At 32.4% G+C, this 12712-nt stretch carries 11 protein-coding genes; 4 read left to right on the forward strand and 7 right to left on the reverse strand.

Features of this window, described 5'->3' with window-relative positions; all coding sequences use genetic code 11:
- Positions 1-5: 5 nt before the first annotated feature.
- The 4 genes from RT99_RS11560 to RT99_RS11575 form a co-directional block, all read right to left on the reverse strand.
- Positions 6-1685 (reverse strand): hypothetical protein, encoded by a 1680-nt coding sequence (locus RT99_RS11560; RefSeq protein ID WP_042564895.1) that lies wholly within the window; start codon positions 1683-1685, stop codon positions 6-8.
- Positions 1686-1933: 248 nt separating this feature from the next.
- Entirely contained in the window at positions 1934-2134 is a 201-nt protein-coding gene (locus RT99_RS25690) for a hypothetical protein (protein ID WP_242607195.1), read from the reverse strand.
- A 154-nt stretch (positions 2135-2288) separates the two neighbouring features.
- Positions 2289-3773, reverse strand: a complete 1485-nt coding sequence (locus tag RT99_RS11570; RefSeq protein WP_042564897.1) for a GH3 auxin-responsive promoter family protein — start codon at positions 3771-3773, stop codon at positions 2289-2291.
- Positions 3774-3781: 8 nt separating this feature from the next.
- Positions 3782-4288 carry a hypothetical protein gene (locus RT99_RS11575; protein ID WP_042564898.1) on the reverse strand — a complete coding sequence of 169 codons (507 nt, stop codon included), beginning with the start codon at positions 4286-4288 and terminating at the stop codon, positions 3782-3784.
- Positions 4289-4496: 208 nt separating this feature from the next.
- On the opposite strand from RT99_RS11575, the gene RT99_RS11580 reads away from it, so the two are divergent.
- On the forward strand, positions 4497-4676 hold the full coding sequence (locus RT99_RS11580) for a twin-arginine translocase TatA/TatE family subunit (RefSeq protein ID WP_042564899.1): 180 nt from the start codon (positions 4497-4499) through the stop codon (positions 4674-4676).
- A 116-nt stretch (positions 4677-4792) separates the two neighbouring features.
- The gene (locus RT99_RS11585) at positions 4793-6193 is read left to right on the forward strand and encodes a glycosyl hydrolase family 8 (RefSeq protein WP_042564900.1); all 1401 of its coding nucleotides are present in this window, start codon (positions 4793-4795) and stop codon (positions 6191-6193) included.
- A 110-nt stretch (positions 6194-6303) separates the two neighbouring features.
- On the opposite strand, the gene RT99_RS11590 is transcribed toward RT99_RS11585, so the two are convergent.
- The gene (locus tag RT99_RS11590) at positions 6304-8427 is read right to left on the reverse strand and encodes a Tex family protein (protein ID WP_042564901.1); all 2124 of its coding nucleotides are present in this window, start codon (positions 8425-8427) and stop codon (positions 6304-6306) included.
- Positions 8428-8543: 116 nt separating this feature from the next.
- Between RT99_RS11590 and RT99_RS11595 the strand changes: the two genes are divergently transcribed.
- Positions 8544-8813: a DUF1294 domain-containing protein gene (locus RT99_RS11595; protein ID WP_042564902.1), complete on the forward strand. Its 270-nt coding sequence runs from the start codon at positions 8544-8546 to the stop codon at positions 8811-8813.
- Between the two features lie 150 nt (positions 8814-8963).
- Here RT99_RS11595 and rpiB read toward each other — a convergent pair whose 3' ends face one another.
- Both rpiB and RT99_RS11605 read right to left on the reverse strand, forming a co-directional pair.
- On the reverse strand, positions 8964-9395 hold the full coding sequence (rpiB, locus tag RT99_RS11600) for a ribose 5-phosphate isomerase B (protein ID WP_029271350.1): 432 nt from the start codon (positions 9393-9395) through the stop codon (positions 8964-8966).
- A 786-nt stretch (positions 9396-10181) separates the two neighbouring features.
- On the reverse strand, positions 10182-10415 hold the full coding sequence (locus RT99_RS11605; protein WP_042564903.1) for a putative signal transducing protein: 234 nt from the start codon (positions 10413-10415) through the stop codon (positions 10182-10184).
- A 108-nt stretch (positions 10416-10523) separates the two neighbouring features.
- On the opposite strand from RT99_RS11605, the gene rnr reads away from it, so the two are divergent.
- Entirely contained in the window at positions 10524-12704 is a 2181-nt protein-coding gene (gene rnr / locus RT99_RS11610; RefSeq protein WP_042564904.1) for a ribonuclease R, read from the forward strand.
- The last annotated feature ends 8 nt before the right edge of the window (positions 12705-12712 follow it).

Consider the following 12712-nt stretch of genomic DNA (forward strand, 5'->3'; position numbering starts at 1 on the left):
AGTTTTTATTTTACGTTGAAAATTTGTTCCAAAATTTTAATAGTAATCAAATAAGTTGGTTTTACACCAGTTGTTCCTAATCCGCCCGAAGCAAGTGTGCTTCCGGTTTCCAGTGGGTTATCTGAAGCATAATAAGCATATCGAACTTTAATATCGTGTGGTACGCTTTTTCTAATTTTTGATGCCGATTGTATTGCTTTTTGATAATAAGAACCTTCCATTTCAAGACCAATTACTCCCCAGGTAGACTCATGAAAGAATTTTAGCAAATCTCTGTTTTGCAATGATGTTCCTAAAACAGTAACCATTGCGCCTTCAAAAACAGCAATGTCGTTACCTTCAAACATAGCACCTGTTAATTCATTTTCGAAGAAATAATTATCTGCCGTTCCCTCATTTATATGTGCAGACGGAATCATAATATCGCCTTTTCCGCCTTCCAGGATTCCGGCTTTACCCATTATCGAAACTGATTTTACATTTAGTAACGTTTCTTTTTTATATGGTTTTAAAAGTTCGTCGATAGTTTCGTAAGCCTGCTCGCCAAATGCATAATCCATTACAATGATTACAGGTTTTTCTTCATCTATATTTCCATATGAAAATGCCGTTTTTGACCAGTCAATTTTGGCCGTGTCAAAAATTTGAACATCAATATTTGTTCCTGAACTATCCGGTAATGAAATCATTCCGTTTTTCAACGCCAGTTCTTCAACGTGTGCTCTAAGTTCTTTTGCGCCAGACTTGCTTAGTTCTTCATAAATAAAGAAATCAGATTTGTCTTTGAATTTTGTTTTCAACAACGGCGTTGCAAAAATCGAATTCATTACACTATGCATATTCGCACTTATCACATGAATTGGGCGCTTTAAAAGACTATTTGCTTTTAAAACTTCCTTGATATTTGTTGCCCAGATTTCACCATGAATATGATGTCCAAGACGTTCTCTCAAAACAGGACTAAAAGTGATTGTACGTTTGTTATTATCGATCATTTCTTCTATCGCTAGTTTCCCTAACCAATAAATAACGTGCAGAAAACGATCCGGAGCATTTTCTGATCCAAAAGCATCATAAATATCCAGAACTTCTTCAAATGTTCTGCCTAAAATATTAGCAACATGTGAGATTGCTTTTTCTTTTTCTATTAAAGAAAGCTTTTTCGTTTGCAATACAGCTTGTTCCAATTTCATCCAATCGCGCGAAACTTCGCCACCGTCATCCAATAAAACTCTGTTTTTTATTTTGTGCGATTCGATAAAAATAAAAGTCAAATGCGTCAGAATATCATAAATGTCAGATCGTCCTCTGGTGATTTCAACATTCATTTGTTCCTCATCAATTCGGTAACAATTTCTTCTTCTTTTTGGAGGAACAATGGCCTGAAAGTGTGATTTAGAATATCCTTCATCTGAAGTTAAATTAATAAATCGACATTGTTCAATTCCTATCGGAAGACGCTCTATAACGTATAAAAGACCGTTAAGTTCTACTTTTTCTTCACCAATGTTTCCGTAAATTTCCGGACGTAAGGCCAATAATGATTCGCGTAAACTATCACCAGAAACTCCCATAGGTTTATAAAAACCACGGTTGAATAAGTGGCGCATTGTTATGTACATTTTTTCAATTGCTGCAGATGATTCCTGCGCTCTTGATCTTGATATATGTTTGGTTTCTTTCATGCTTTATATTTTAAAAATCTTCCGTTTTAGAAGATTAATCTGAGTATTATTAATTTTAGCGAAAATAGGAATTAAAAACGTTAACTCTGCAAAACATCATTATTACTAAACTGTTATTACAATATAATTTTATAGTAAGTAACTTATTATCTGCAATTTAAAAAATTTAGAAGAAGAATTTATCTTAAGTTTTCTATTTCAAATTATCGCTCTTATTTGATAATTCTAAACTATTTATTATTGTATTATTATTTATAATCTTCGAAGTTAACTTCTGCTTTATGGAAATTTTTATCTTTTAGTAAAATCAAATTTATCTTGTTGATACATTCCTGATTATTATCTGACATTATAAAAGCCAGATCCCAAATGTCTTTTGAAACATAGAATAAACCAATATCCGAGCTAACTTCTATCTCAATTTCATCATTCATCCAAAGGTCATTCATTTTATCAACTTTTGGATTTATTTCTGAAATTGAATCTAATAGGTCTGTGAGAAAACATTCGTCTTCGGCACCACTAAATATCTCTATTAACAGATCTTGAGATTTATATCCCGGTCTTAAATAATATTTATATTTCATAAATATAAACTGCTCTCTATTTCAAATTATCTGCAATATCTCTATTGTTTGATAATCTCGGAATTTTATTTTGTCCGCCTAATTTTCCCTGCGATTTCATATACTCCTGAAATCCGTTTTTAGACACTTTGGTAACAACCACTTTTCTTAAAACATTACCGGTAATTAAATCATCGTAGTAGATGTTTTGTTTTCGCATCGAATTGTCAATTGCTTCTTCAAAAACTTGCATATTCTCCGGCTCATTTTCAAATTCTACAAACCATTCGTGATAGGGTAATCCGCCTGACGGATTAATTTGTGGTGCAACTGTAAATTCGTTTATAACCGTTTTTGTTGCTTCGGTTGCTTCTTTCATCGCTTTTTCGACTTCATTGGCAATAACGTGTTCGCCAAAAGCAGAAATAAAATGTTTAATTCGGCCCGAAACAATTACACGATGCGGAAACAAAGACGTAAACTGAACTGTATCTCCTATATTATATCCCCAAAGTCCGGCATTTGTAGAAATTATTAAAGCATAATTTACACCTGTTTCTACTTCGCCAATAGTATGTCTTTTTGGATTTTCTGTAAAAAATTCATCGGCTTTAATGAACTCGTAAAAAATTCCTGAGTTTAAAAGCAACAACATTCCTTTTTCTTTTTGTGAATCCTGATAGGCAAAAAATCCTTCTGAAGCTGGAAACAACTCAATGCTATCGACTTTTTTACCAATCATTTGTTCAAACTTGGCGCGATATGGTTCGTAATTTACGCCACCGTAAATAAACAGATTAAAGTTCCTGAAAATCTCGGTTATCTTTTTTCCACCGCTTTTTTCCTGTAAACGCTCAAAATACATTTGAACCCAGGCCGGAATTCCGGAAATAACCGACATATCTTCTTTAATCGTTTCGTCTACAATTGCATTTACTTTTGTATCCCAATCTTCTATACAATTGGTTTCCCACGAAGGCATTCGGTTTTTCTGCAGATATTTAGGAACAAAATGCGCCACGATTCCGGAAAGTCTTCCAAATTTAATTCCGTATTTTTCAGTCAAAATAGGGCTTCCCTGCAAAAAAATCATTTTTCCGTCTACAAAATCTGCATTTCCGGTTTCATTAATATAATGAAGGATAGCATTTCGTGCTGCATTTACGTGCGTAGGCATTGATTCTTTGGTAAGCGGAATATATTTTGCCCCGGATGTTGTTCCGGATGTTTTGGCAAAATAAAGTGGTTTCCCTTTCCAGAGAATATCTTTCTCTCCCGTTCTAACTTTGTCGATATAAGTTTTTAAATCTTCGTAATCGCGAACCGGAACATTTTTTCTAAAATCTTCGTATGTTTTTATTTTATCAAAATGATGATCAATACCAAATTCAGTCCTTTTTGCATCTTTGATTAAATTCTTAAAAACTGCCAATTGTGTTTCAACAGGTTTATTGGCCCAGGTTTTGGTTTGATGGTATATTTTGCCGGCAAATAATTTTGCTGCTACTGATTTAATTGACATTGTATTGATTATTTTTTGGCTTTTTTGTTTTTATTTCCCGTTTTACCGCCTGACCCTGACTCCTTTTCTATATTATTTACTTCTTCTCTCAATTCCATTTCCTCTTCTGAGGCTTTCATATTAAGGTACGGAGTCTCTTCTGCTTCTGATAAAATAGAATCTTTATTGAATTTTGCATAATCCAGTTCGCCTCTCAATACTTTTTGAATTCCTTTTATATAAGCTTCGTTTTTCTTTAAAGCAACAGCCAGAGAATCTGATTTAATGGCCAATTGTGTTGCGTTCTTTTTTAATTGCGTTGAAGAGTATCCCGGAATAAATTCTCTTAATGGCGTAAAAGCGATAATAAAAGTTGTTACTAATATTAAGAATATTCCACCCAAAGAAAAAACTACAAAAACATTCATTAAGGTTAGTTTAAATGAAAAAATCTCTTCAAAAGTATCTTCATTCAAAATTACCAATCGGTTTTTGGTATATAATTTTTTCCGTAAATCGCGTTTTTTCCTTGCCATTGTTATAAGATATACTCGCAAATATAATAATTAATCGCCTTGTTAATATCAGACAAAAATTGGCAAGCGTATTAATTTACTTATTTTATAAAATATTTAACGCTCTAAAAAATAAATTTTTAATCCAAAAACACTTGTTGTTCGTATATTCTATATAACTTTGCGTCAAAATTAAGAATTAATTTGCTTCGGCATTAAATATACAACCATGGGAAGATTAGGTCTTACAGAAATCCTTGTTATAGTAGGTATTGTGATATTACTTTTTGGAGGTAAAAAAATTCCAGAATTAATGAAAGGTTTAGGAAGTGGAATTAAGGAATTTAAAAACGCTGCTAAAGACGATCAACCTGCGCCTGCTAAAAAACAAGAAGAGGAAACTAAATAATAACCTTCAAATTTATTGAAAATCCCAAACAACAATTTTAGAATTGTTGTTTGGGATTTTTTTTATATCTAAAAATTCTTACTTTTAGAGTCCCTAAATCAAATAAATAATATTTTATGAAAAACCTACTTTTAGTAAGTATTGCATTTTTGTGTCTCAAAAGTTATTCACAAACTCCTACCCAGCCTTTTCCTGCCAACAAAGTTTATAGTAATGGCCTTATGGCAACCAATAAAAATAGCCAGGATGCTCAGACTAATTATGATACCTGGAAAAACAATTTTGTTGCAGATTGTACAAATGGCCGAAAACGAATAAAATTTGACGATCCTTCTAAAACTGTTTCTGAAGGAATTGGTTATGGAATGCTTTTGTCTGTTTATATGGCCGATAAAACGCTCTTCGACGGACTTTGGCTGTATTATAAAGACAATGTCAATTCAAACGGTGTTATGAACTGGAAAATCAATGGCTGTTCCGGAATTGACGGCCCCAATGGTGCAACAGATGCTGAACTGGACGCAGCTTTTGCTCTTATCGTAGCCGATTATCAGTGGGCAAGCACCGGAAATATCAATTATAAAGCGGATGCCAAAACATTAATCGCTACTATTAAAGCACATGAAGTCGAAGCAAATACTTTTGTTTTAAAGCCCGGAGACCAATTCGGCGGAAGCACAATCACCAACCCTTCTTATTTCTCACCAGCCTATTACAGAGTTTTTGGAACTTTTACTAATGATGTTTCTTTTTGGAATTCGGTTATTGCAAAATCGTATACAATTATCAACAATAATTTAACTGTAAATAATGCCACCGGTGGATTGGTTTCTGACTGGTGTATGGCATCCGGAGCTTATTCTTCTGCGGCTGGAGGCTATAATAACGGAGGAAAGACCTATACGTATGATGCAGCCAGAACTCCATGGCGTATTGCTGTAGATTATTTATGGTTTGGCAATGCCGATGCCAAAACCTATTCTAAAAAATCATCCGATTTTGTTCGCGTAAACCTTGGCGGATCTGCAAATATTAAAGATGGTTATAATCAAAATGGTTCTTTAATAGGACAATGGCATAACGCCACGTTTGTTGGAGCGTTTGCCTGCGCTGCGATGGGAGGAGAAAATCAAACGCATCTTGATGCTTCTTATACTGATTTAAAAAACTTAAACGAGCCTAACAGTTATTTTAATCACACGTTAAAAACATTATATTCTTTGTTATTAACGGGTAACTTTTATTTACCATTGAATGCAACATTATCAAATGATAAATTTGAGTTAGAAAATTCGACTGTTACTTTATATCCAAATCCCAGTGCCGATAAATTTACCGTTTTTGCTCCCGAAAAATCTGTGATTTCAGTAATTTCACCACAAGGAAAAATTATCTCCGAACAAAAAACAAATGCCGAAACCACCGAAATTAATTTGGCCAATCAATCGTCTGGATTGTATTTGATAAAAATTTCAAACGAAAATAAAAGTATTACCAAAAAGGTGATTTTGAAATAATCCCAAAACACAAAATCCCAAATTACAATCGTAATTTGGGATTTTAATTTTTAAAGTTTAGCAATTCCATTTTGGATTGGAATTTGGAATTTAGCTTTTATTAGAATTTTCTACAAAACCATGGTCAACTGAATTCTCTTTCTATCCTCATCCACCTCAGTAACTTTTACGTCAACATGCTGGTGCAATTTTACAACCTCATTTACATCGCTTACAAAACCTGCTTTTAGCTGAGAAATGTGAACCAATCCGCTTTCTTTGATTCCGATATCAACAAAACAGCCAAAGTTGGTAATGTTGTTTACAATTCCCGGTAAAATCATTCCGGTTCTTAAATCTTTGATTGATTTTACATTTGCATCAAATTCAAAAACCTTCGCAGACTTTCTTGGGTCTAATCCTGGCTTTTCAAGCTCTTTTATGATGTCTTTTAAAGTTAATAAACCAATTTCCGGTGTAATATATTTTTCGGCTTTAATTAAGGCGGTTTTCTCTTTGTTTGCAATTAAGTCGTTTACCGAAAGATTTAAATCTTTTGCCATTTTCTCCACAACCGGATAAGCTTCAGGATGTACTGCCGAATTATCCAGCGGATTTTTTGCGTTCGAAATTCTAATAAAAGCCGCACCTTGCTGATACGCTTTATCGCCTAATCTAGGCACTTTTTTAAGTTGTTTTCTATCTTCAAACGGTCCGTTTTCTGAACGATATTGCACAATGTTTTCTGCAAGCTTCTCTCCTATTCCACTCACATAACTTAGCAAATGTTTACTAGCCGTGTTAATATTAATTCCAACCGAGTTCACGCAGCGAATTACCGTATTGTCTAATTCTTCTTTTAGTTTAGTTTGATCAACATCGTGTTGGTATTGGCCTACGCCAATGGCTTTTGGATCGATTTTTACCAATTCGGCCAAAGGATCTGAAAGTCGTCGACCGATAGAAACCGAACCACGAACGGTAACATCGTAATTTGGGAATTCTTCACGTGCAATTTTTGATGCCGAATATACCGAAGCTCCAGCCTCAGAAACGATAAAAACCTGAACGGGTTTGTCAAAAGCGATTTTTTTTATGAAAAATTCAGTTTCTCTCGAAGCCGTTCCGTTTCCGATAGAAATGGCATCAATTTGATACGCATTTACCATAGAACGAATTTTTTTAATCGCCATTGCTTCCTCATTTTGCGGTGCATGTGGATAAATGGTTTCGTTGTATAATAAATCGCCTTTTTCATCCAGACAAACTACTTTACAACCACTTCTAAATCCAGGGTCGATTGCCAAAATTCGTTTTTCGCCCAAAGGCGGCGCTAATAATAACTGCCCTAAATTGTTCGCAAAAACCTGAATGGAGTTGGCATCAGCTTTAGCTTTAGCTTCTTGTAAGGTTTCGTTTCCAATTGCCGGATTCAATAATCGTTTGTAACTATCTTCAATCGCCAATTGCAAATGTGCCGTTGTACTATTTTGTTTTTTAATGATTATTTCGTCAATAATATCATAAGCTTCATCGATATCAACATCAACTTTCATTTTTACAAAACCTTCATTTTCTGCACGAAGCATTGCTAATAATCGGTGAGATGGTGCTTTTGTCAACGGTTCTTCCCAATCAAAATACTGACTGAATTTTTGGGCTCCTTCTTCTTCGCTTTTCTTTTTTACGACTTTAGTTCCTATTGTCGCTTTTCTACTAAATAATCGTCGCAGTTGTTTACGAACATAAATGTTTTCATTAATCCATTCGGCGATGATATCACGTGCGCCCTGCATTGCGGCTTCTTCATTAATGACATTTTCATTTAAATATTGTGTCGAAATAAAATCAACATCAACATCATTTTCTGACATGATTATTTTTGCCAATGGTTCTAAACCAAATTCGCGAGCTACATCGGCTTTTGTTTTTTTCTTCTTTTTAAAAGGTAAATAAAAATCTTCAATTTCTTGTAGGTCAAAACTTTGCTCTATTTTTTGCTTCAATTCGGGTGTAAGTGCTTTTTGCTCTTCAATCGATTTTAAAACTGCTTCTTTACGTTTTACAATCGCTTCATATTCTTTATGAAGTTTTGCTATCTGCTCAATTTGAACTTCGTCAAGATTTCCGGTTGTATCTTTTCGATAACGGGAAATAAACGGAATCGTACAGTCTTCTTCTAACAGTTTTACCGTGTTTTGAATGTTAATCGCTGCTGTTTGAACAGTCTTGGCAATGAATTGAATATTAGTCATAACTTTTAATGAAATAATTCTTAATTACAAAATGATATAATTTACTTGTTAAAATAAAGAAGCAAATTAATCAATAATTCTGCTAAAATAATATCTTTGTTTTTAATTTTAAGCCTATGGAAGTTTTATTCGCGTATTTTTTAATTGTAACTTGCCTAACCTTCGTCATTGCTGGATATGACAAATATTTAGCCATTAAAAACAGATATCGAATTCCTGAAAATACATTATTTACAATCGCTTTTTTTGGAGGTTCAATCGGATTATTGTTAGCCATGTTATTGTTTAGACATAAAACGAGTAAATCTTCTTTTATTGTTAAATTTGGGATAATTCTTTTACTTCAAATTGTATTGGTTTATCTAAAATTAACCCATAAAATATAAACATTTCCATTGTTAACAACTCTACAAATAACTATTTATCAGTTAGTTAATTTATTAATTTTTAAGCTTTTTAAATAAAAAACCGGATGAATTAAAAATCCACCCGGTGTGTTTATTTATAGGTGCGTAGCACCCGATTTTTTTGACTTTTTACGAACAGGCGATTTTATTCACTCTGTTTTGGTGTCTTCCTCCTTCAAATGCGGTTGTTAAAAACGTTTCAACAATTTCTACTGCTTGTGGAATCGAGGTAAAACGTGCCGGAATACTCACGATATTGGCATCATTATGTAAACGTGTTAAATAAGCAATTTCTTTAGTCCAGCATAAACCAGCTCTTACTTTTGGATGTTTGTTAACGGTCATGGCAATTCCGTTTCCGCTTCCGCAGATGACAATTCCAAAATCAGCTTTTCCTTCAGACACATCATTTGCTACCGGATGTCCAAAATCAGGATAATCAACAGAATCTTCAGAATCTGTTCCGTAATTGGTTACTTCATATCCTTTTGCTTTAAGCATTGCAACGATTGCTTTTTTATAATCCGGTCCTGCGTGGTCGTTTCCTATCGAAATTTTCATTTTAAATACTATTAAGTTGTGTATTGCAAATTTACTTAATTAATAAATGGTTGCCACTAATTCCGCTAATTTTCACTAATATTTTTCTTTTAAACCTTTTTAGAACACAATTTAACAAATCAATATAATTCGTGTACATTCGTGAAATTAGCGGTAAAAAAAACTAAATTTATAACTTACTTCATATCAAAATCTTATACGTTATCAACAATTTTAATAACTTGTAATTATCTGTAAATCAGTTAAGAATATTTTACTTTTTTGTTAAAATTTTAGAATGTTAATACCTAAACCTAATTCGTTGATATTCAGTTAACTTTAAATTAACATTATTTGTTAATAAGTTAAGATAGAAAATTAGAAGTATTTTTTGGTTGTGTCGAAAAAAAACCTAATCCAAAACCGGAATCAAAAAACCTAATAAAGTTTGATGAATTTTTAGAAAAGTTATCAATATCAAAAATGCCATTTTCAACAAAAATCAACATATGAACTTATCTACAAATTGAATGTGTTTTTGGTTGTCAACCGTTGTTAATTAAAATACAAAAAGTCTTATAAATTAATCATTTAGCAAAATATAACTATGTTGATAACTCTATATAACTAAGAGAAACTTCATTTCAATACTTTTAAAAATAAATTTATTCGACATATTAACAAGCTATAATAACCATCAAAAATTAATTAAATTTAAAATTTCTTTTTTGTTGTATTTAATATATGTTGACAACTTTGAAATTTGAAAAGAGAAAAAAATTTTTGAAACTGAAAAAAAGAAACTGTTTAAACGATTTTAAGAGGGTTATTAAGATTGTCCAGAATTTGTTGAACTTCTTCGAAATCGTTTGGATGAACTTTAAGTTTAATTCCGCCGAGTGCCGAAGTATACATTGGAACAACCGAAAGTGTTATTTCGTTCTCAAAAAAATACGGAATTTCTTCTTGCTCTAATAAGTGTTTCAGAACCACTGTTTCGTGCTGATAATTAAATATTGCGATGGTTTTAAAGCTTTCCATAAAGTGTCTTTTTATAAAGATACGAAAGTTATATTTTTAATAATTTATTTGTTAAAATCTATAATGTGGTATCTTATTTGTAATTTTAACTTTTTAAGAAAAAGATTTATGAGTAAGAAAATTAGAAAGCCGATAAAAAATGAGAAAGATTTCTCGAGCAAAATAGTAAAAATTTTATCGCAAAGCCCAAATAAAGCATTCAATTATAAACAGATAGGAGCAAAGTTAGAACTTGATGATACAAAAAGCAGAAATCAGATTATAAAAGATTTAAAGATTCTGGCTGCTTCAAAGAAAATAATAGAGACTGAACCTGGTAAATATTTAGTAAAAGTCGAAAGCCAGGATTATTACGAAGGAACAATTGATATGACCAGTAGAAAAACGGCATATTTTATTTGTCCTGATTTTACAGAAGATGTTTTTATTCCGACCAATAATTTAAATCGTGCATTAGATAAAGACAAAGTAAAAGTTTACGTTTATAACAGAAGAAAAGGAAAAAGACCTGAAGGTGAAGTAATTGAAGTTATAGAAAGAAACAAAACAGAGTTTGTTGGAGTAATTGATATTCAGGCAAATTTTGCATTTGTGTCTACTGCAAATCCTAAAATGTATACGGATATTTTTATCCCGAAAGATAAAATTGGAGAAGCAGAAAATGGTGATGTTGTTTTAGTTACAATTGAAGATTGGCCAAAAAGAGCTGATAGTCCGTTTGGATCTGTAATCAGAGTTTTAGGAAAACCAGGAGAACATAATACAGAGATTCACGCGATTTTGGCTGAATATGGTTTACCTGCAGATTTTCCGGTAGAAGTAGAGGTGTATGCTCAAAAAATAGATACTTCGATTCAGGAATCTGAAATTGCAAAACGTCGTGATATGCGTGATACGCTTACGTTTACGATAGATCCAAAAGATGCAAAAGATTTTGATGATGCCTTGTCTTTCAAAAAGTTAGAAAATGGAAACTACGAAATTGGGATTCATATTGCCGATGTTTCTTATTATTTGGAAGAAGGAACAATTTTAGATGATGAAGCCTATCAACGTGCAACTTCTGTTTATTTAGTAGATAGAGTAGTGCCGATGCTTCCTGAAGTTTTATCCAATTTTGCTTGTTCGCTACGTCCAAATGAAGAGAAATATACATTTTCTGCCATATTTGAAGTTTCAGAAAATGCTCAGGTTATTAACCAATGGTTTGGTAGAACTGTAATTTATTCTGATCAGCGTTTTGCTTATGAAGAAGCGCAATATATCATTGAAACAAAAGATAGTACGATTCCAGTTGATGTTTCTATTACAGGAGAATCTTATACAGTTTCGGATGAAATAAAAAATGCAACTTTAAAATTAGATGAATTAGCTAAAATTTTAAGAAAGAAAAGAATGGCAAATGGTGCTATTTCTTTTGATAAAGTAGAAGTAAAATTCAACTTAGATGCTGAAGGTGAACCAGAAGGAGTTTACTTTAAAGTTTCTAAAGATGCCAATCATTTGATTGAAGAATTCATGCTTTTGGCTAATAGAAAAGTGGCAGAATACATTGGAAAACAGAAAAAAACATTTGTTTACAGAATTCATGATGAACCAAATGAAGACAAATTAATTGCGATGCAAACCGTAATTGCTAAATTTGGTTATAAAATTGATTTCCGTAACAAAGGTGATATTTCGAAGTCTTTGAATGCATTGATGGAAGAAGTAAATGGGAAAAAAGAGCAAAACTTAATTGATACTCTTGCAATTAGAAGTATGAGTAAAGCCAAATATTCAACAGATAATATTGGTCATTATGGTTTAGCTTTTGATTATTACAGTCATTTTACTTCGCCAATTCGTCGTTATCCTGACGTTATGGTACATCGTTTGCTACAATATTATCTGGATAATGGAGCTTCTGTAGATGATGAAGTTTATGAAACAAAATGTTTGCATTGTTCTAATATGGAAAGTTTAGCAACAAATGCTGAACGTGATAGTATTAAATACATGCAGGTTAAATACATGCAGGATCACCAGGACGAAGAATTTTTGGGAGTTATCTCAGGAGTTACAGAATGGGGAATTTATGTTGAAATTGTTTCTAACAAATGTGAAGGAATGGTAAGAATCAGAGAAATTAAAGATGATTATTATACTTTCGATGAAAAGCAATATGCTTTAGTTGGCGCAACTTCAAATAGTATATTGCAATTGGGAGATGAAATTTATGTTAAAGTAAAAAATGCAGATTTGGTTAAAAAACAACTGGATTTCCATTTTTTAAGAAGAGCAGAATAGTTGTTAAA

Source organism: Flavobacterium sp. MEB061 (genome assembly GCF_000834715.1).
GTDB lineage: Bacteria > Bacteroidota > Bacteroidia > Flavobacteriales > Flavobacteriaceae > Flavobacterium > Flavobacterium pectinovorum.